Origin of the sequence: Clostridium sp. AM49-4BH, assembly GCF_003478335.1 — a bacterium.
GTDB lineage: Bacteria > Bacillota > Clostridia > Lachnospirales > Lachnospiraceae > Butyribacter.
Genome location: NZ_QUFB01000015.1, coordinates 42,825 through 63,236 on the forward strand (window position 1 = coordinate 42,825; position 20,412 = coordinate 63,236).

The 20,412-nt window shown below is 43.7% G+C and carries 17 protein-coding genes; all 17 read left to right on the forward strand.

Going from position 1 to position 20,412, the window contains the following annotated elements; genetic code table 11:
- The first annotated feature begins 20 nt into the window (after positions 1-20).
- Positions 21-1,475: an adenylosuccinate lyase gene (gene purB, locus DW981_RS06175; protein ID WP_022024304.1), complete on the forward strand. Its 1,455-nt coding sequence runs from the start codon at positions 21-23 to the stop codon at positions 1,473-1,475.
- 26 nt (positions 1,476-1,501) lie between these two features.
- The gene (locus DW981_RS06180) at positions 1,502-2,788 is read left to right on the forward strand and encodes an adenylosuccinate synthase (RefSeq protein ID WP_022024303.1); all 1,287 of its coding nucleotides are present in this window, start codon (positions 1,502-1,504) and stop codon (positions 2,786-2,788) included.
- Positions 2,789-2,873: 85 nt separating this feature from the next.
- A complete protein-coding gene (locus DW981_RS06185) occupies positions 2,874-5,426 on the forward strand; it encodes a transglycosylase domain-containing protein (protein ID WP_118507121.1) in 2,553 nt (850 codons plus the stop codon).
- 20 nt (positions 5,427-5,446) lie between these two features.
- The gene (locus tag DW981_RS06190) at positions 5,447-6,334 is read left to right on the forward strand and encodes a DUF3881 family protein (protein ID WP_182434160.1); all 888 of its coding nucleotides are present in this window, start codon (positions 5,447-5,449) and stop codon (positions 6,332-6,334) included.
- A 101-nt stretch (positions 6,335-6,435) separates the two neighbouring features.
- Positions 6,436-7,299: a DegV family protein gene (locus DW981_RS06195; RefSeq protein WP_118507123.1), complete on the forward strand. Its 864-nt coding sequence runs from the start codon at positions 6,436-6,438 to the stop codon at positions 7,297-7,299.
- A gap of 75 nt (positions 7,300-7,374) precedes the next feature.
- Positions 7,375-8,622, forward strand: a complete 1,248-nt coding sequence (locus tag DW981_RS06200) for a glutamate-5-semialdehyde dehydrogenase (protein WP_118507124.1) — start codon at positions 7,375-7,377, stop codon at positions 8,620-8,622.
- A 31-nt stretch (positions 8,623-8,653) separates the two neighbouring features.
- On the forward strand, positions 8,654-9,901 hold the full coding sequence (gene hydF, locus DW981_RS06205) for a [FeFe] hydrogenase H-cluster maturation GTPase HydF (RefSeq protein WP_118507125.1): 1,248 nt from the start codon (positions 8,654-8,656) through the stop codon (positions 9,899-9,901).
- A 59-nt stretch (positions 9,902-9,960) separates the two neighbouring features.
- Positions 9,961-10,995 (forward strand): lysylphosphatidylglycerol synthase transmembrane domain-containing protein, encoded by a 1,035-nt coding sequence (locus DW981_RS06210; protein WP_022024908.1) that lies wholly within the window; start codon positions 9,961-9,963, stop codon positions 10,993-10,995.
- A 36-nt stretch (positions 10,996-11,031) separates the two neighbouring features.
- Positions 11,032-11,700, forward strand: a complete 669-nt coding sequence (locus tag DW981_RS06215) for a YigZ family protein (protein WP_118507126.1) — start codon at positions 11,032-11,034, stop codon at positions 11,698-11,700.
- A 102-nt stretch (positions 11,701-11,802) separates the two neighbouring features.
- Positions 11,803-13,134, forward strand: a complete 1,332-nt coding sequence (locus DW981_RS06220) for a replication-associated recombination protein A (protein WP_118507127.1) — start codon at positions 11,803-11,805, stop codon at positions 13,132-13,134.
- Positions 13,131-13,436, forward strand: coding sequence for a hypothetical protein (locus DW981_RS06225; protein ID WP_118507128.1), 306 nt, complete (start codon positions 13,131-13,133; stop codon positions 13,434-13,436). The genes DW981_RS06220 and DW981_RS06225 overlap by 4 nt, the downstream gene beginning before the upstream one ends.
- Before the next feature lie 145 nt (positions 13,437-13,581).
- Positions 13,582-14,349, forward strand: coding sequence for a phosphatase PAP2 family protein (locus tag DW981_RS06230; RefSeq protein WP_118507129.1), 768 nt, complete (start codon positions 13,582-13,584; stop codon positions 14,347-14,349).
- Positions 14,330-15,355, forward strand: coding sequence for a lysylphosphatidylglycerol synthase transmembrane domain-containing protein (locus DW981_RS06235; protein ID WP_118507130.1), 1,026 nt, complete (start codon positions 14,330-14,332; stop codon positions 15,353-15,355). The genes DW981_RS06230 and DW981_RS06235 overlap by 20 nt, the downstream gene beginning before the upstream one ends.
- 72 nt (positions 15,356-15,427) lie before the next feature.
- Positions 15,428-16,138, forward strand: a complete 711-nt coding sequence (locus DW981_RS06240) for a CDP-alcohol phosphatidyltransferase family protein (RefSeq protein ID WP_182434161.1) — start codon at positions 15,428-15,430, stop codon at positions 16,136-16,138.
- A gap of 24 nt (positions 16,139-16,162) precedes the next feature.
- Positions 16,163-17,032 carry a phosphatidylserine decarboxylase gene (locus DW981_RS06245; protein WP_118507131.1) on the forward strand — a complete coding sequence of 290 codons (870 nt, stop codon included), beginning with the start codon at positions 16,163-16,165 and terminating at the stop codon, positions 17,030-17,032.
- A gap of 103 nt (positions 17,033-17,135) precedes the next feature.
- On the forward strand, positions 17,136-18,575 hold the full coding sequence (locus tag DW981_RS06250; RefSeq protein WP_118507136.1) for an amino acid decarboxylase: 1,440 nt from the start codon (positions 17,136-17,138) through the stop codon (positions 18,573-18,575).
- An 80-nt stretch (positions 18,576-18,655) separates the two neighbouring features.
- Entirely contained in the window at positions 18,656-19,717 is a 1,062-nt protein-coding gene (locus DW981_RS06255) for an aldose epimerase family protein (RefSeq protein WP_118507132.1), read from the forward strand.
- Positions 19,718-20,412 lie beyond the last annotated feature (695 nt).

A 20,412-nucleotide genomic window follows, 5' to 3' on the forward strand; every position in this document is an offset into this window, starting at 1 on the left:
TCAACGAAAAGAGGAGAATTATGAGCACAGATAAGTACACAAGCCCATTGTCAGAGCGTTATGCAAGTAAGGAGATGCAGTATATCTTTTCTCCGGATAAAAAGTTTAAAACTTGGAGAAAATTATGGATTGCATTAGCGGAAGCAGAAAACGAGCTTGGACTCAAAAACGAGCAGGGCGGTCCGGCGGTGACGACGGAACAGATCGAGGAGTTAAAGGCACATGCAGAGGATATTAACTATGATGTTGCCAAAGAAAGAGAAAAGCTGGTTCGTCATGATGTTATGAGTCATGTCTATGCCTATGGACAGCAGTGCCCGAAAGCAGCAGGAATTATTCATTTGGGAGCAACTTCCTGCTATGTAGGAGACAATACGGACGTTATTATTATGACAGAGGCGTTACAGCTTGTGAAAAATAAATTAGTCAATGTTATTGATGAGCTGGCAAAGTTCGCTATGAAGTATAAGGATCTTCCGACGCTTGCTTTTACCCATTTTCAGCCGGCACAGCCGACAACAGTTGGTAAACGTGCAACCTTGTGGCTTCAGGAATTTATGATGGATCTGGAAGATGTGGATTATGTACTGTCTACGATGAAATTGCTCGGTTCCAAGGGAACGACAGGTACACAGGCAAGTTTTATGGAGTTGTTTGACGGCGATGAGGAGAAAGTAAAGAAATTGGATCATTTGATCGCAGAGAAGATGGGATTCAAGTCCTGCTTCCCGGTATCCGGCCAAACATATTCCCGTAAGTTAGATACACGTGTGGCAAATGTTTTGGCAGGAATCGCTGCAAGTGCACACAAGTTCTCCAATGACATTCGTTTGTTACAGCATTTAAAGGAGATCGAGGAGCCGTTTGAGAAGAATCAGATCGGATCTTCTGCTATGGCCTACAAGAGAAATCCAATGAGAAGTGAGCGCATTGCTTCTTTGTCACGTTATGTGATGGCAGATGTTACGAATACCATGTTTACATCAGCTTGCCAGTGGTTTGAGCGTACTTTGGATGATTCTGCAAATAAGAGAATTAGTATTCCGGAGGGATTTTTGGCAACAGATGGTATTTTGGATCTGCTTTTGAATGTCGTAGATGGATTGGTCGTATACGATAAGGTTATTGAGAGAAGACTGATGTCAGAACTTCCATTTATGGCTACTGAGAATATTATGATGGATGCAGTGAAGGCGGGTGGCAATCGCCAGGAGCTTCATGAGAAGATCCGTACGCTTTCCATGGAAGCAGGGCGTAATGTGAAGGAACTTGGTAAGGAGAATAATCTGTTAGAGCTGATCGCAGCAGATGAAGAGTTCCCAATGGGTATCGATGAGCTCAAAGAGGCTATGAAACCGGAGAAATATGTAGGTCGTTCGGTTTCCCAGGTGAAGGAGTTTATCGAAGAGGTTGTACAGCCTGTTCTTGATGCCAATAAGGACATTCTTGGCATGAAGGCAGAAATTAATGTATAAAGCAGCAAAGGCAAGGAGGAAAACAAATGGTAACAGCGATTGTAGGTGCAAACTGGGGTGACGAAGGAAAAGGAAAGATTACCGATATGTTGGGAGAGGAGTCCGATATTATCGTGCGCTTCCAAGGCGGTAGTAATGCAGGCCATACGATTATCAATGATTATGGTAAATTTGCATTGCACTTATTACCATCGGGTGTTTTTTATGATCACACGACAAGTATTATTGGTAATGGTGTTGCACTTAATATTCCCTATCTTTTCAATGAGATCAATGAGATTGTGAAGCGTGGTGTACCAAAGCCAAAGATTTTAGTATCAGATCGTGCACAGATCTTAATGCCATATCACATTGCCTTTGATCAGTATGAAGAGGAACGTCTTGGAAAGGCTTCCTTTGGCTCTACCAAATCAGGCATTGCTCCGTTCTATTCTGATAAATATGCTAAGATCGGCATTCAGGTATCTGAGTTGTTTGCCGATGATGAGGTTTTGAGAGATAAAGTAAATCGAATCTGCGAGCAGAAGAACGTCATTTTGAAGTATTTGTATAATAAGCCGGAACTCAAGCCGGACGAGCTTATAGCTACACTGCATGAGTATCGTGATATGATAGCTCCGTATGTATGCAATGTATCAGCATATTTAAGGGAAGCGATCAAAGAGGGCAAGAATATCCTGTTAGAGGGGCAGCTTGGTTCTTTGAAAGATCCGGATCACGGTATTTATCCAATGGTTACTTCTTCTTCTACATTGGCAGCTTATGGTGCGATCGGCGCAGGTATTCCGCCATATGAGATCAAGCGCATTGTCACGGTTGTAAAAGCATACTCCAGCGCAGTAGGTGCCGGCGAGTTTGTCAGCGAGATTTTAGACGAAGAGGAAGCTTCAAAGCTTCGTAATCACGGTGGTGATGGCGGAGAATATGGTGCTACGACAGGAAGACCACGCCGTATGGGCTGGTTTGATGCAGTAGCAAGCCGTTATGGCTGCCAGATTCAGGGTGCTACCGATGTAGTATTAACGGTGTTAGACTGCTTAGGATATCTCAAAGAGATTCCGGTATGTGTTGGCTATGAGATCGATGGGGAAGTAGTCAAAGAGTTCCCTGTTACGGCTAAGCTTGCGAAAGCAAAACCAGTGTATGAAGTGCTTCCGGGATGGGCATGTGATATCTCCGGCATCAAAGAGTATGATAAGCTTCCGGAAAATTGCAGAAAATATATTGAGTTTATTGAAAAAGAACTTGGTGTACCGATCACAATGGTATCTAACGGACCAAAGCGTACCGATATTATTTACCGCAACAAGTAAAATATTTACCGTAAAGGGCATAGGGAGGGGCAAAACGAATGTTTTGCCCTTCCGACTATAAGCAGGTGAAGAGGAAACAGGATTCATGAATTATAGTGAGCAGGAGTTGACGAAAAAACAGAATATGCTGTTAGATACCCGGATCAAATGGAAAAATCGACTCCGGGTTAGTTCACGTATAGCGGTAATTGTATTGTTGATCGCATTTCTTTTACTACAGCTTTTTTGTGTGGCGGGTGTGGTTAAGGGCGTATCGGACAGTGCACCGAGTCTGAGTAAACTCGATCTGTTGGCAAAAGGAACGGGAGCGGTGATCTATGATGAGGGTGGCAATGAGCTGCAGACGTTAAGCACGTCTAGTGAGCAGAAAGAGTATGTAAAACTTGATAAAATACCGGCTTGCGTGCAATATGCATTTGTTGCAGCGGTAGACAGCCGTTTTTATGAGCATAAGGGTGTGGATCTGTCAGCAATCTTTCAGGAATTTGTTGATGATCTTTCTGAAAAAGATCAGGTAAAAAGTACCAGTACGATCACGCAGCAGCTCCTTCGAAATCAAGTGATCTGGAAAGGAAATGGCAGCTCTGTATACGAAAAGATTACGAGAAAAATTCAGGAGCAGTATTTGGCAGTGCAGCTTGAGCAAAAGCTGGATAAAGAACAGATTTTAGAATACTATTTAAATACAATTAATTTGGGACAAAACGCAATTGGAGTGCAAAATGCTTCCATGCGATATTTTAATAAAGATATTTCGCAGCTTTCGATATCGGAGGCGGCAGTTTTGGCAGGAACACAGCAGAATCCAACAGATGATAATCCGATCACCAATCCGGAAAATAATAGCGAACAGCGCAAAAAAGTGTTAAAGGCGATGTTGGATCAAAATTATATTTCAGAAGAGGATTATGAAGATGCATTAGGAGATGATGTATATACCCGTGTGCAGACAACAAACCAAAAGAAAAGCAATGACAGCGAGAGTGGTAATTCCTATTATGTAGATGCGGTCATTGACAATGTTTTTGAGGACCTGAAAGAAAAATTAGGATATACGGAAACGCAGGCATACAATGCGTTATATCGCGATGGTTTGCGTATATATTCTTGCCAAGATGAAGAGCTGCAGTCAATCTGTGATAAAGTGATTGGTAATGATGCGAACTATCCAACCGGAACGCCGTCATATCTGACATATCATTTGGCGGTCGAGGGACCGGACGGGACCGTGACAGAGTATACCGAGCTGGATCTGCAACAGTTTTATATACAGTCCGGCAAAGAAATTACATTATATTTTGATAATGAACAAAAAGCAAAGCATATGATTGCAAAATTCCGTAAGGCAATGACGCTTGGCGGGGCCAAAACAAAAGAAGAGACAATCCGTCTGGTAAAACAGCCGCAAGCATCCTTTGTGCTTATGGAACAGGGAACCGGCAAAGTTCGCGCTATTGTGGGTGGTCGTGGAGGAAAGACTTCCTCACGCACGTTGAATAGAGCTACTTCTTCCGTGCGCCAGCCGGGAACCGTACTTAGTACTTTGGCAGCCTATCTTCCGGCACTTGACACGTGTGGAATGACACTTGGTACTGTGGTGGAGGATGCACCGTATCGTTATACGGATACAGATCATATGGTGCAAAATACGGCAAAGGAATATGGGGGATTGACGACGATACGGGACGGACTGGCAAATTCTGTGAACACTGTGACAGCGCGTATTTTTGAGAAAGTCACGGCTGAAACGGGATTTGATTATCTGAAGCAAATGCGTTTTTCTACGTTAGTAGATGCCCGCAAAGATGATGATGGAGTAACCAGCACAGATATTAAGTTGTCTGCCGGATTGGGGGAACTGACGGATGGAGTTACCAATCTGGAGTTGACAGCAGCGTATGCAAGCATTGCGGACGGCGGAGTGTATCGTGAACCAACCTTTTATACCAAAGTAGTAGATGAGGATGGTAATGTATTGTTAAGCAGTGATTCTTCGCAGACAAGAGTGATGAAGGCTTCGACATCATGGATGTTAACGGATGTGCTGCAGGAAACCTTAGAGAGTGGGGATGGCAGACAGGCAGCTTTCGATGATCAAAAGATGGCGGTAGCAGGCAAGAATGGTGCTTCGAAAGAAAATTATGATTTTTGGTTCGAGGGATTTACGCCATATTATACAGCTGGAATCTGGACCGGTTATGATGGAACTGCCAAACAGGATAATACGTACTATTACCAGAAGATATGGAAAAAGATCATGACCCGGGTACACAAAGCTAAAGCATGTGAGGCAAAGAAGTTTGCTAAACCGGATGATATTATTTCAGTAAAGATATGTACAAAATGTGGCAATCTGGCAGTTCCCGGATTATGTGAGAATGCTATGGGCGGTTCGACCGTGCGCAAAGAGTATTTTGCAAAGGGAACACAGCCTTTACAAAATTGTTCTTGTCATGTGAAGTACAAGATATGTAAGAAGTCCGGAAAGGCAGCTGCAGCCGGTTGCCCGGATAAAGATTGCGAATATAAGGTATACCTCAAGAAAGAAGATGATCTGGGAACGAAAGATGCGCCGTATCTTGTTCCAAAGACGATAGGGGATACTTGTAAGCTGCATGCAGAGAATGAAAAGCAATGATAGTAGCATGGAGGAATGGAATGCATCGTTTTTTAAGAGCAATCGGTTTTAGCAAACAATATAGCAAACAAGAGATCGATCAGTTGCTTGGGTATGTGATGAATGAGCCGGATTATCATACAATAATAAAGAGTGGAAAAACTAAATATGTAGAAATTAGAAGACAAACGGGTAAAAAGACAGGCATCGTAATCTGTGGCGAATATGATCAGGTAGGTTTTTTTCATGTAAAGCACTATTTTCCATACGTTTTTAGTGATGTTTTTACAGCCTTGGAGGATGTTGTCGTAAACAAACGTGTAGATACGGATGCATATACCGGCATGTGTGATGATGTTCGTATTGGTATATCATTGATCTTTTACTTGCAAAATGCTGCAGATTATCTGCGATTAGGTTGTGAAGACAACACTCCGCACCGAGCTAAGATTTCCTTTTCGGGTTTGTCATTAGGCGGCAAGATTATATTAGGTGTGTATCGATCAAATACTTCTCAAATACAGAAAATGTGTGAAGGACATGAGAAACAGGAACTGATCAAGCAGGCAAAAGAAGGAGATCAAGATGCCATTGACAGTTTAACCTTAGATGAGATGGATCTGAGTTCACAGATACGCCGCCGCATAAAAACTGAAGATCTGTATAGCATTGTAGAGACAACATTTGTGCCTTACGGCTCAGAATCGGACAATTATATGGTGATCGGTACGATCATCAATTGGACCAGCGTATCCAATCAATACACCGGAGAGCAGATCGTGCTCTTGCAGATCAATTGTAATGATCTGCTGATCACGATCAGTATTCACAGGGACGATCTGATGGGAGAACCGATTCTCGGTGCCAGATTTAAGGGCATTGTCTGGATGCAGGGAAATGCAGATTATGACAGTCCGGATAAGTTATAGACAGTTGCACAGGAAATATTGTATTTCCAACGGAAATTCGATATGCTATAATGGACGAATAGGATTGTGAAACAAGTAAATGAGAAAGGCATGGAAATAACATGGGAAAGATTGCAGTAATAACGGATAGCAATAGTGGAATCACGCAAAAGCAGGCAGAACAGTATGGGGTTGTTGTTGTGCCAATGCCGTTTTTGATAGCCGGAGAAACGTATTTTGAAGATGTTACGTTGACACATGATGCATTTTTTGCAAGATTGCAGGAAGATGTTGATATTTCAACATCGCAGCCCTCTCCCGAAACCGTGATGGAAATTTGGGATAAAGCACTTGAAACATCAGAGGAGATAGTATATATTCCGATGTCCAGTGGATTGTCCGGCTCCTGTCAGACAGCGATCATGCTTGCAGATGATTATGATGGAAAGGTACAGGTTGTTAATAATCAGCGCATTTCGGTTACACAGAAGCAGTCTGTATTAGATGCACTCACTTTGGCGGACCAGGGGTGGAGCGCAAAGCAGATCAAAGAAAAGTTAGAAGAAGAAAAGTTAGAATCCAGCATTTATATTATGTTAGATACCTTAAAATATCTCAAAAAAGGTGGACGTATCACCCCGGCAGTGGCAGCGTTAGGAACAGCACTGCGCTTAAAGCCGGTTCTTCAGATACAGGGAGAGAAGTTAGATGCCTTTACGGTCGCAAAGACCAGTAAGCGTGGCATTTCCAAGATGTTAGATGCGATACAGGATGATATCGAGAAACGTTTTGATGGTATCGAAAATGTCCATATGGAGGTTGCGCATACCTGCAATGAAGAGGCAGCGGCACAGTTTTGTGATCTGATCAGGGAACGTTTTGGTGACGTGGGCGAGATCATGACAGATCCATTGTCGCTAAGTGTATCGTGTCACATTGGTCCAAAGGCGTTAGCAATCGCGTGCACGAAAAAGTTATCAGTATAAACAAACATATAAGGGCTGTTATGCGTTACACGTGTGACAGCTTTTGCACTTTTACATTGGAATAGGAGGACAGGAATGAACTACATACAGCAATTAGGACAAAATGCAGCAAGAGCCAAAAAGCAGATCGCCGGCTGCCCGACAGGGGAAAAGAATCGTATTTTAACAGAGATTGCAGCAATTTTACGTGCTAATGCATCAGAAATTCTGAAGGCAAATGAACAGGATATTGCACAGGCAAAGGACAATGGAATATCCGATACGATGATCGACAGATTGCGTTTGACGATGGAGCGTATTGACGGTATTGCCGATGCGTGCCTTAAGCTGACTGATTTAGAAGATCCGGTAGGTGAGGTGATCGAAGGATCGACCAGACCAAACGGCATGAAGATCACTAAGATCAGAGTACCGATGGGTGTTATTGGTATTATATTTGAGTCCAGACCAAATGTTACGGTAGATGCTGCTGCCTTATGTATTAAAAGTGGTAATGCAGCTATTCTGCGAGGAGGCAAGGAAGCATTTCATTCCAATTGCAAGTTAATGGAACTGATGCGCGAGGCTGTAGCTAAATGCGGCTATGACAAAGACATGATCCAATTAGTGGAAGATACATCTAGAGAAGTATCTACGCAAATGATGCGTGCCAATGACAGTATTGACGTGCTGATCCCGCGTGGAGGTGCCGGGCTGATCCAGGCAGTTGTACAGAACGCAACGGTTCCCGTGATCGAGACGGGAACAGGCAACTGTCATATATATGTTGATGAGACGGCAGATCTTGCAATGGCAGTGCAGATCACTGACAATGGCAAGACACAGCGCCCAAGCGTATGTAACGCATTAGAAACCTGTTTGGTGCATGAGGCAGTAGCAGAGCAGTTTTTGCCGATGCTGCAGCAAAAGCTGGAAGAGCATCAGGTGGAGATCCGCGGCTGTGAGAGAACAAGACAGATTTTGGGAGACAGTGTTATCCCGGCAACCGAAGAAGATTATGCAACGGAATTTTTGGACTATATTATCTCCATACGCGTTGTAAGTTCTGTGGATGAGGCAATACAACATATTTCCAAATATTCTACAGGTCATTCGGAGTGTATTATCACGGAAAGCTATCGTAATGCGGAAAAATTCCAAAAGGAAGTGGATTCTGCATGTGTATATGTCAATTGCTCGACAAGATTTACCGATGGTGGAGAATTTGGTTTGGGTGCAGAAATTGGAATTTCGACGCAGAAACTGCATGCGAGAGGACCGATGGGACTGCGGGAAATGACAACAATGAAGTATTTGATCTGTGGAGATGGACAGATTCGATAATGGAGACGTCATACAAAAAGGAGAGACAGCGATGGGATTACAGACAACAATGTATGGTGATCGTCTGCAGATCGTACTGCTTGGCAAGACGAATGCAGGCAAATCAAGTTTGATCAATGAGATTACAGGACAGCCGCTTGCAATCGTTTCTGATACGAAGGGAACGACAACGGATCCGGTGTCGAAGGCGATGGAAATTTTGCCGGTGGGGCCGTGTCTTCTGACCGACACACCGGGACTTGATGATGAAGGTGAGCTCGGAAGAAAACGTGTGGAGAAGACCAAGGAAGTGTTGCGGCGTGCAGACGTTGCAGTGCTTGTAGTAAATATTGCACAACTGGCAGAGAAGGAAGAATTTTCCGGGCAGATGCCACGGTTAGAGCAGGATATGCTCACTTGGTTGGAAGAACGTAAGGTGCCGGTAATTATTGTGCTGCATCAGGCAGATCAATTACCTGTACAGGAAGCAGAGCAGATCAGACATCAGACACAGGGAAAGTATCCCGGTCATGCTGTTGTATTGACAAGTGTGGTAAAGAAGCAGGGAATCGAAGAGTTGAAAGATCAATTGGTCGCTGCAGCTCCACAGAAAGACGATGAAATGCATATCGTCAGCGACTTGGTACAGACCGGTGATATGGTGGTATTAGTCGTGCCGATTGATTCTGCGGCACCGAAGGGACGTCTGATCATGCCGCAGCAGCAGACAATACGTGATCTTTTGGATCACCATGCCATTCCGATCGTTACGCAGGTGGAAGAACTTGCCGGTGTGTTGTCTGCGTTAGCAGATAAAGTAAAGCTGGTGATCACAGATTCACAGGCTTTCAAGGAAGTGAATCAGATCGTACCGGCTGATATACCGTTGACATCTTTCTCAATTTTGTTTGCCAGACACAAGGGGAATCTGCAGCAGCTGATGGAGGGCGTCCGGATGATAGAACAGTTACGGGATGGCGATAAAGTGTTAATTGCGGAAGGGTGCACGCATAGACGTCAGTGCGATGATATTGGTACGGTCAAAATACCGAATTGGTTGAGAACACATACAGGGTGTAAGCTCGATATTGAGACTTGCAGTGGCACCAGCTTTCCGGCGGACTTATCTCCATATGCCATGGTGATCCATTGCGGAGGCTGTACGCTTCATGAAAAAGAGATGAAACATCGTATTTTTATGGCAAAGGAACAAAAGGTGCCGATTGTGAACTATGGAATATTTATTGCTTATATTAACGGCATTGTGCAGCGTTCCACAGAGCTTTTTCGTGATAAGTAAGGTGAGGATCCTTCCTAAAAAGTGGGTTATAAGGTTATCAATGATAAAGTGAGGGATATATGCAAAAAAAGACAAAATTAATCGGAAACATTATATTTATGCTGTTGTTGCTGGGAGCAACCATGTATTTGCTGTTAAAAGATCAGGATCTTCCGGAGATCCGACGACTGCTGCAGGGGGCATCGGGAAGCATGATATTATTTGCTGTGTTGTGTGCGGTCATGTATTTGATCTTGGAATCCACGTCCTTGATCGTTATATTGCGCTCGCTTGGAGAGCGTATGCATTTTTTCCCGTCGCTGCGGTATTCTTTTATCGGCTTTTTGTTTAATGCATTGACACCGTCAGCCAGCGGTGGGCAGCCCATGATGGTATTGTATATGAAAGCTGACGGCATCAATATGGGCGCATCTTCGGTGGCAATGTTATTTTGGACGATTATTTACAAGATCGCATTGGTGATCGTGGAAGCGATCGTGGTGCTGTTTTACCATCCGTTTATGGTAAAGACACTGGGACATTATCAATGGTTGTTCTGGGTTGGGATGGCAGTTAATGTTGTTTCGATCGTATTGTATGGAATTATTGTATTTTCCAAAAATGGAGCACGCTATATTGTTCGGTTTGCAACGTGGCTGCTTCATAAAGTGCGTTTGGTAAAACGCAGAGAACGCTTGGAAAAGAAATTGGATCATATGCTGGAAGCCTATGAAGAGGGCGCCCTATATATGCGTACTCATTGGGGAACTGCCGGGATCGTGTTAGTGATCACATTAGCACAGCGTTTGGTCTACTTTTTGGTCACATGGTTTATTTATCTGGCACTTGGACTATCCGGAAGCACGGTGATCGAAGTGATCATTCTGCAGAGTTTTATCTCTGTGTGTATTGATATTCTGCCGGTTCCGGGTGGCGTTGGAGCGAATGAGGGATTTAGCGTGGTGATGTTTCGAACGATCATGCAGAATCAATACGTTTATCCGGCAATGCTGTTAAGCCGTGGCGTCAGTTTTTATGCATTGGTGATCATAAGTGCCCTGATCACGATCGGTACGCAGATTTCCTTGGTATACCGGAGTCACAAGCAAAAGTAGGCACGTGGGATCATTGTTGTTACGATGGAGGAACGAATGGATATTTCAACAAATCGGATTGGATGTGTTGTGCTCGAAGGTGGCACGGATGAGATCATAGAAAAAAAATCGAGATTTATTGCACAGGTATTTCCCGTTCAGACAGAACAGGAGGCGATGCAGATCATTGAGCAGACCAAAAAGAAATATTGGGATGCCAGACATAATTGCTATGCTTTCATACTTGGCGAACATGGGGAAGTCAGCCGTTGTACAGATGATGGCGAACCGTCAGGAACTGCGGGCAGACCTATTTTGGAGGTGTTACATGGAGCGGGCGTGCATGATATTTTAGTGATCGTGACACGCTATTTTGGCGGTACGCTGCTCGGTACCGGTGGACTGGTGCGTGCCTATTCACAGGCGGCGCAGGCGGGGCTTGCGGCGAGTACGATCATAGATAAACTGATGGGATATCGGTTGGAGATCCGCACAGATTATAATGGGATTGGGAAATTACAGTATATTTTTGGGCAGATGGGATTACCGCTGATGGATACGGTTTATGCGGAAGATGTAGTTGTAACAGTTGCTGTGCCGGATAGTGACAAAGACAGTTTGATTAATAAAGTGACAGAAGCGACTGCCGGGCAGGCACAGATCAGCGGACAAGAAGAACATATTTATTTTGGCGTGCGTGACGGCGAGGTGCTGCTATTTGATTAGAATGTGACAGATAGCCTTTGATAGGAATTATATTTCTGTCCGATCAGGGCAGGAATGGTTTCGGGATAGCAATATCGTTATGTAGGCGCTTGGAGGAAGAACATGGATTTATTTGAATATATGAGAGAACAGACAAAGGAACAGGAATCCCCACTTGCCTCTCGTCTTCGTCCAACGACTTTGGAGGAAGTTGTCGGACAGGAGCATATTATCGGTAAGGGAAAGCTGTTATATCGTGCGATCAAGGCAGACAAACTGAGTTCTATTATATTTTATGGACCGCCGGGTACCGGGAAGACAACACTTGCCAAGGTGATCGCCAATACGACGAGTGCAGAATTTTTGCAGATCAATGCAACATCCGCTGGCAAAAAAGATATGGAACAAGTTGTAAAACAGGCACAGGATAATGCAGGAATGTATCAAAAGCGCACGATTTTGTTTGTAGACGAGATTCATCGTTTTAATAAGAGTCAGCAGGACTATCTGCTCCCTTTTGTGGAGGATGGGACGATCATCTTGATCGGAGCTACGACAGAAAATCCGTATTTCGAAGTAAACGGCGCTTTGCTGTCGCGGTCGATCATTTTTGAGCTGCATTCGCTGCAGACGGATGACATAAAGCGGCTTTTACGGCGTGCGGTAGAGGATACGGAGCGTGGTATGGGCAGTTATAAGGTTCGATTGACAGAAGATGCACTGGACTTTTTAGCAGATATGGCAGATGGAGATGCCAGAGCTGCACTGAATGCGATAGAGCTGGCTGTGTTGACAACAGAGCGTGGAGAAGACGGCCTTATTACGATCACACTTGACGTGGCGCAGGAATGTATTCAGAAGCGTGTGGTGCGATATGATAAATCCGGTGATAACCATTATGATACGATCTCAGCGTTTATTAAAAGTATGCGTGGTTCTGATCCGGATGCGGCGGTTTATTATCTCGCAAGAATGTTAAATGCAGGGGAAGATATCAAATTTATTGCCCGACGCATTATGATCTGTGCAGCAGAAGATGTTTCTAATGCAGATCCCATGGCTTTGGTAGTTGCTGTAAGTGCTTCGCAGGCGGTAGAACGGATCGGAATGCCGGAGGCGCAGATCATTTTAGCGCAGGCAGCGACATATGTAGCAAGTGCGCCAAAGAGCAATTCTGCAGTAACGGCGATCAGTGAGGCAATGGATTGTGTTCAGCATACGAAAATTTCCGGAATCCCACCCTATTTGCAGGATGCACATTATGGCGGTGCCGGTAAATTAGGACACGGAATCGGATATCAGTATGCACATGATTATCCAAAACATTATGCAAAACAGCAGTATTTGCCGGATGAGATAGCGGATCGAACCTTTTACCATCCGGTCGATCATGGGTATGAGCTCAAGATCCGGCAGTATTTTGCATGGATTCATGGAGAGGAGACCAAAGAATGAAACGTGAAAAGGTATTTCGAACAATAAAAAGAGTAATGGCGATCCTTGGAATTATATTGATCGTGCTTATGTATGCGGCGACATTTATTGCGGCTGTCTTTGTGAAAAAATATACAGTTCGTTTGTTTTTGGCAAGCATGATCATGACGATGGTCGTGCCGCTGCTTCTGTATGCATATCAGATGACAATGAAAATTTTTCTGCATTTGAACGATCCGGATCCGGAACTGCCGTCGGACAATCAAAAGGGCTTTGCAGAGGCAGCAGATATAAATCATTCTCATTCTTCACAGTCAAAATAATAACGATTTCTGACGATATTATGACAATGACCCTGAATGCGTTCTTTTTGGCGGCAAATTGTGTTATTATAATAGCTGCGCATAATTTTAGCGCACAATGAAGTTTCGAAGAATCACCGAAGCTGATAGAGGAAGGAATAGGACAATGAGCAATCGACCTGTAAGGACTGCTTCCAACCGTAAAAAGATTAGAAGAGAACGTTATGACAAAAGTATCGGGAAATGGATCCCGAGATATGCGATATTTAGCGTTATTTTTTGTTTTGTGTTTAATTCACTGATCTATTCCGGAACGCAGTTTTTGATGCGCAATGCAAAACATTATGATCTGACATTATGGATTGATAGGCAGATTCCATATGAACCGGACTGGATCTGGATTTATTTGGGGTGCTTTGCATTTTGGGCGATCAATTACGTATTGATCACCGGTCTTGGCAAAGAGGAGTGGTATCGCTTTGCAGTGGGAGATTATCTGTCGCGTATTATTTGCGGTGTTTTTTTCGTTATTTTACCGACAACGAATATCAGGCCTTCTGAGGTTGGAACCGGACTAAGCGGTGTCCTTATGTCGTTTATGCAGGGAATTGATGCGCCGACGAACCTTTTTCCATCAATTCATTGTCTTGTAAGTTGGTTTTGCTTTGCGGCAATTCGCGGTAATGATAAGATTCCAAAATGGTATCGCGTGCTTTCCGGTGTATTTGCAGTGCTTGTCTGTGCATCCACACAGTTTACCAAACAACATTATCTGATCGATGTGTTGGGGGCAGTGGTGATCAGTGAAGGTTGTTTGTATTTTGGAAGACACACGGAATGTTATCAATTGGTTCAGCATATTTTTGAACGCCTGGATCATAAAATATTTGGAGAAAGCGAGGTGATCACCGAAGATGACAGCTCTAAAAATTAATAAAAAGGTAGTCTTAGAAGCTGTGTTTCTGCTCGGGATCATTGCACTTACGTTATATTCTATCTTTCATGAGCAAGACCCGGCTGCGATATGGGCTTGCCTTAGAGGGGCAGATATACGTTACCTGATCGGCAGTATCTTTTTAGTGCTGGTGTTTGTATTAGGAGAATCCGTTATTTTATGGTGGCTGTTTCGAACGTCCGGACAAAAGGCGAAGGCATCCCATTGTTGTCTGTATTCTTTTGTCGGATTTTTCTTCAGTGCGATCACACCGTCGGCTTCCGGTGGGCAGCCGATGCAGTTATACTTTATGAAAAAAGATAAGCTGCCATTATCTGTTTCTACACTTATCCTGTTGATCGTAACGATCACCTATAAGATGGTGCTGGTAATTTTAGGATTGGCGGTGCTGGTGATCCGACCACCGGTAGTGATGCACTATTTGAATCCCATTTTGTTTTGGTGTTATTTAGGGATCATCTTAAATGTGATCTGTGTCTGGGTAATGTTAGCGTTAGTTTTTCATCCTGACTGGATGCATCGAATGGTGGCAGCGATGATCGACCTTGTTACCCGGATTTTTCATTGGAAACGGGGGATTAAACTACGAGAAAGACTGGATGGTGCGATGGAAAAATACAGCCAGGCAGCAGCATTTTTTAAGTCTCATAAGATTATTGTGCTACAGGTACTTGTTATCACATTCCTTCAACGTGGATGTTTGTTTTTGGTGACTGTAGCAGCGTGTCGAAGCTTAGGGGTAACGGCGGGAAGTATAGGACTCATCGTATTATTACAGGGAATGATATCGGTTGCGGTAGATATGCTTCCGTTTCCTGGAGGAGTAGGAATATCAGAGGCATTGTTCTTAAGAATATTTACTCCATTATGTGGAGGAACTTTGGCACTTCCGGTATTGATCGTTAGTCGAGGAATAAGTTATTATACGCAGCTTGCAATTTGTGGTATAATGTCAATATTCGCTTACATTAAAATTGGCCGATAGCTCTTTAGAGAGAAGACGGCAATGGCGGCTCAAACCATGTGGGCTGTCGATAACTTGGAGGATTAGAGTGTTATGAAAAAGATACGTTTGATAGGAGTATATGATTATACGGTTGTTTTGACCTATATTAGTTTGGTCATTACATTGGTTGGTATTTCACTTGCGATAGAAGGCAGTTTTCGCTCCGCAGTTTTTTGCCTGGCGTTGTCCGGCTTATGTGATATGTTCGATGGCAAGATTGCGCGAAGCAAAAAGAATCGTACAGACCGGGAAAAGATGTTTGGTGTGCAGATCGATTCTCTGTGCGACTGCGTCTGTTTTGGTGTGTTTCCGGCAATGATCTGTTATCTGATGGGAGTGCGTGGAGCACTTGGCTGGTTTTGTATCGGATATTATACAATTTGTGGAGTGATCCGACTGGCATTTTTTAATGTATTGGAAATTGAACGCCAGCAAAACGAGGACGGTGCCAACCATTATTATCATGGGCTGCCGATCACGACGGTTGCCATTGTACTTCCATTGATCTTTGTTGTACAGATGGTGTTAAACAATACGACCTTTTTGGTACTGTTACATGTAATGCTGTTGACAGTAGGTACGTTGTTTGTCGTAGATTTTAAGCTGCGCAAGCCGGGCAATCTGGTCTTGACAGGAATCGTTGTTGTCGTTGCAATTGCAGTGTTGTTGGTGATCTTTAATTCCAAGATGATGGTACCGAAAATGCATTTTCCACGTACTTCTTTTTGGAAATGGATAACAGAATATTTTATTATGGGCTGATCATAGTAAGGGAGGATTCGAGCGATGCGTTATAAAGACCGGACAGGCAAGGAAGTTTGTGCGAATGGGCAGCAGGATGTATTCCTGCAAAAATTGTATGGAACAGCACTGGGGCGCAAGCTGCTGTCAGTGTTAGTTCAGCCTGTTGTTTCAAGAATTGCAGGGCGATTTATGGACTCCGGCTTGTCTACTGTATTGGTTTCCCCATTTGTTCAGAAAAATCATATCGACTTGTCACAATATGAAAAACAGGAATTTACCAGTTATAATGATTTCTTTACACGGAAGATCCGTCCGAGCAGCAGACCGTTTGCAGAGGCGGCAGAGGCGTTTACAGCACCGTGTGACAGTAAGCTTTCGGTGTATCCGATCACAGAGGAGGCGCAGTTTTGCATCAAAGATACACAGTATACGATGGAAAGTCTGACGAGAAGTAAGCGGGTTGCCAAAGAATATGAGGGGGGTATACTGTGCGTATTTCGTTTGACGGTGGATGATTACCATCGATATGCGTTTGTAGATGATGGAGAGCTTTCCAGAGAGTTTCATATTCCGGGAGTATATCATACCGTGAATCCTGTGGCAGGAGAATATTATCCGATCTATAAAGAAAATACCAGAGAGTTTTGTATTCAAAAGAGCAGACATTTTGGCCGTTTATTGTTGATGGAAGTGGGGGCATTGCTTGTTGGTAGAATTGTGAATCATGACGTCGAGCAAACGGTATCTCGCGGGGAAGAAAAAGGATATTTTGAATTTGGCGGCTCCACGGTCATTGTAGCGGTACAAGCAGGTCAGGTACGCATAGATGAGGATATTTGGCAAAATAGTGCAGAAGGTATTGAGACGGTTGTTAAACAGGGAGAAAAGATTGGAACCGGTCTAAAAGCCTGAATTGGCAGGGGTTGTGTAATTTATCGGATGCGTAGAATTGCAACAGGGGTTGTGTAGTTTACCGGATGCGAAGGATGGCAATAGGATTAAGAGGAGAATATTGTTGAGAACACCGATTTGTGATTTTGTAGAAGATTATCAAAATAGGAAGTGCAGCAGATTACACATGCCCGGTCATAAAGGGCATGTGTTTTTGGGTTGCGAACCGAAAGATATTACAGAGGTACAGGGAGCAGATGTGTTACATGCAGCAGAAGGAATCATTCGAGAAAGTCAGCAGAATGCCGCAATGTTGTTTAACACAGGACACACTTTTTATTCGACGGAGGGATCTTCGCTGTGCATTAAAGTTATGATCGATGCGTTGCTGCAGAGGGCAAAACGCACCGGGCGCTGGCAGCGGACAATGCGGCCGACAATATTGGCGGCTCGTAATGTTCACCGGGCAATGATCGATGCGTGTGCATTGCTGGATGTGGATATTATATTTTTGCGGGGAGAAGATTCCCATCTATGTACGGCTGTCGTATCACCTCAAAGACTGCGGCAGACATTACAGGAACTATGTGGTAATGTGATAGGTGTGTATATAACCTCGCCGGATTATTTGGGAAATATTCAGGATATTAGCGGTCTGTCCGGAGTGTGCAGGGAATACGATCTGCCTTTGGCAGTCGATAATGCGCATGGTGCATATTTGAATTTTTTGCAGGAACCATTGCATCCTATGCAGCTTGGAGCTGATATATGCTGTGATTCAGCACACAAAACGCTTCCGGTGTTGACCGGGGGAGCATATTTACACATTGCGAAACAGGCGTCCGATTTTTCAATTGAACGGATACCGCGGGCGATGGCACTGTTTGGCTCGACCAGCCCATCGTATCTGATATTACAGTCTTTGGATTATTGTAATCATTACTTGGCAGACGATTATCCGGAGCGGCTACAGTCGTTTGTCAAACGTTTTCAGCAATGCGGGGAAACGCTGAGACAGTGTGGATTTGCGTTAACCGGGCAGGAGCCGCTTAAGCTGACCATTTGTGCAGCAGCTATGTGTTTGGATGGAGAAAGGCTTGCTGAGCAGATGAGAAAAGCGCAGATAGAGTGTGAATATGCAGATCATCAGTATGTGGTATTGATGGGGACACCGGAAAATACAGAACAAGATCTGGCGCGTATCGAACACTTTGCACGGACGTTTGATAGAATGCAGAAAGTCGAGTTGAGGCAGCAGATGCCAGAACATTTGGGACGGTATTTGCATCCACTATGTGAAGAAAACGCTAAGGAGACTGTGCCCGAGGCAGCGACAAGGATCAGCACTCCTGCATTACGAGCCTGTACAATACGAGAGGCGGTAATGGCAGAATGTGAAGAAATCGCAGTATCGCAGGCAGAAGGACGTATTTGCGGAGCAGAGACGGTGTCGTGTCCGCCGGCAGTACCGATTGCCGTGTGTGGAGAAATCATTACGCAGAACATGATTCAGCAGTTTGAAGAATACAACATTACAAAAGTGTCAGTGCTTGTCAAAGAATAATGCATTTGCTATACTCGAAATGGCACGGTAAACCGTGCTTAGAGATGAACTGCTGATAATGGGATGGATTGGAGGAAATTATGGGAATCGAAAAAGAAAATTATGGTGTAACAAAAGAGGGGAAACAGGTCACAAAATATACATTGACCAATGGACAGGGAGCCAGTGTTTCGTTTTTGGATTATGGTGCAGTGATCCAAAGCATTATTGTACCGGATAAGGATGGTAAATTAGAGGATGTAGTACTGGGCTATGATACATTAAGTGGCTATGAGAGCAATGTGCCGAGTTTTGGATCGCCGGTAGGACGTTGTGCAAACCGTATTTCAAATGCTTGCTTTGTATTAAACGGTAAAGAGTATCCATTGGATGATAATGATGGTACAAACTGTTTGCATGGCGGTTTTTTACGTTACAACTATTTGATGTATGATGCGGAATGTGCGACAAGTCAGGATGATGCAAGTGTATCATTTTCAAGAGTTAGTCCGGATGGCGAGCAGGGATTTCCGGGAAATCTGACACTTACGATCACATATACTTGGAATGATGCCAACGAGTTAATGATCGAATATAATGCGGTGAGTGATGCCGATACAATATTAAATATCACCAATCACAGTTATTTTAATATTGGTTGTGGTGGACAGGCTGCCGGAGATGTGTTGGGTGCACAGGTGCAGATTGCTTCAGCAAAATATACACCGATCAATGAAAAACGACTGCCAACAGGAGAAATTTGTGATGTTGCAGGAACAGCAATGGATTTTAGAGAGTTTCATGACATTGGTTCCAGAATCGGTGAAGATGATGCAAATGCTCAGACAGTATCCGGATATGATCACAATTATATTTTACCGGGCAATCCGGGCGAGATCTGCTATGCAGCTGCTGTGAGAGATCCGGAAAGTAGACGTATTGTGGAAGTGTTTACAGATATGCCGGGTGTACAGTTGTATACGGCGAAAGAGCTTGTAGAACAAGGTGGAAAAGGTGGCATTACCTATGGAAATTTCGGTGGTTTATGCTTTGAAACACAGCAGTACCCAAATGGAATTAATGAGCCGAAATTCCCATCACCGATCCTTAAAGCAGGGGAAACCTTTGAATCAACGACAGTGTTCCGATTTGGAATTTATTAGTTGAAGCACGTATTTTTGGAATTTATTCATTGATTTGAGCTTTTTTGGAAGCTACCGGTTGAAGTGTACATTTTTAGCATTTATTAGATGAATTGCGCATTTTTAGAAATCTGTTTGTTGGGTGTGCATTAAATATGTGTTTAAAATGGGAGGGGGACTTGGCGGAGGGAGATCTGCCAAGTCCCGTTAATGAAAATGATTATGAAAAAAGTAAGTAATGTAATCAACTTACAAGTAATAAGTTACCGAAAAACTGTGTGCGTCTTGTGGTAAAAGTATGAACATTTTGTGAAAACGTTCATATAAATAATTAAAACTTTCCATACTGGAAATCACTGTCGAAACCACATATTGCTTATTATGTCGGAAAATAATAGCTATTTTGCAGCCGACAAAGTGAATTGTCCTACCATCAAGAAAACTAAGACAATTGCCGCAGAATGCAGAGTTTTTACGTGATTTCTTATTTTGTTAAGTCTCTGATGAATACATGCCTGAAGGAGTGTCTGAGATGTCCCGGTTTAGCAAGGTATCATCCATTTTTGGACGGGACGCTTTCGCTACGATGCGCTACGTCACGTTACTTAATGTCTCTGAAATACGAGACATAAGTAACGACGAGCGCAAAGTCCCTTTCAAAAATGATGAATACCTTGCTTCCGGGACTTCGAGTTTCCGAAAGGCATGTAAATCAA

Excerpts from the sequence above, each read along its gene's own strand:
- purB (WP_022024304.1), top strand. The coding sequence starts at position 21 with ATGAGCACAGATAAGTACACAAGCCCATTGTCAGAGCGTTATGCAAGT.
- DW981_RS06185 (WP_118507121.1), top strand. The coding sequence starts at position 2,874 with ATGAATTATAGTGAGCAGGAGTTGACGAAAAAACAGAATATGCTGTTA.
- DW981_RS06200 (WP_118507124.1), top strand. The coding sequence starts at position 7,375 with ATGAACTACATACAGCAATTAGGACAAAATGCAGCAAGAGCCAAAAAG.
- DW981_RS06215 (WP_118507126.1), top strand. The coding sequence starts at position 11,032 with ATGGATATTTCAACAAATCGGATTGGATGTGTTGTGCTCGAAGGTGGC.
- DW981_RS06225 (WP_118507128.1), top strand. The coding sequence starts at position 13,131 with ATGAAACGTGAAAAGGTATTTCGAACAATAAAAAGAGTAATGGCGATC.
- DW981_RS06240 (WP_182434161.1), top strand. The coding sequence starts at position 15,428 with ATGAAAAAGATACGTTTGATAGGAGTATATGATTATACGGTTGTTTTG.
- DW981_RS06235 (WP_118507130.1), top strand. The coding sequence starts at position 14,330 with ATGACAGCTCTAAAAATTAATAAAAAGGTAGTCTTAGAAGCTGTGTTT.
- DW981_RS06210 (WP_022024908.1), top strand. The coding sequence starts at position 9,961 with ATGCAAAAAAAGACAAAATTAATCGGAAACATTATATTTATGCTGTTG.
- hydF (WP_118507125.1), top strand. The coding sequence starts at position 8,654 with ATGGGATTACAGACAACAATGTATGGTGATCGTCTGCAGATCGTACTG.
- DW981_RS06195 (WP_118507123.1), top strand. The coding sequence starts at position 6,436 with ATGGGAAAGATTGCAGTAATAACGGATAGCAATAGTGGAATCACGCAA.
- DW981_RS06255 (WP_118507132.1), top strand. The coding sequence starts at position 18,656 with ATGGGAATCGAAAAAGAAAATTATGGTGTAACAAAAGAGGGGAAACAG.
- DW981_RS06245 (WP_118507131.1), top strand. The coding sequence starts at position 16,163 with ATGCGTTATAAAGACCGGACAGGCAAGGAAGTTTGTGCGAATGGGCAG.
- DW981_RS06220 (WP_118507127.1), top strand. The coding sequence starts at position 11,803 with ATGGATTTATTTGAATATATGAGAGAACAGACAAAGGAACAGGAATCC.
- DW981_RS06190 (WP_182434160.1), top strand. The coding sequence starts at position 5,447 with ATGCATCGTTTTTTAAGAGCAATCGGTTTTAGCAAACAATATAGCAAA.
- DW981_RS06180 (WP_022024303.1), top strand. The coding sequence starts at position 1,502 with ATGGTAACAGCGATTGTAGGTGCAAACTGGGGTGACGAAGGAAAAGGA.
- DW981_RS06230 (WP_118507129.1), top strand. The coding sequence starts at position 13,582 with ATGAGCAATCGACCTGTAAGGACTGCTTCCAACCGTAAAAAGATTAGA.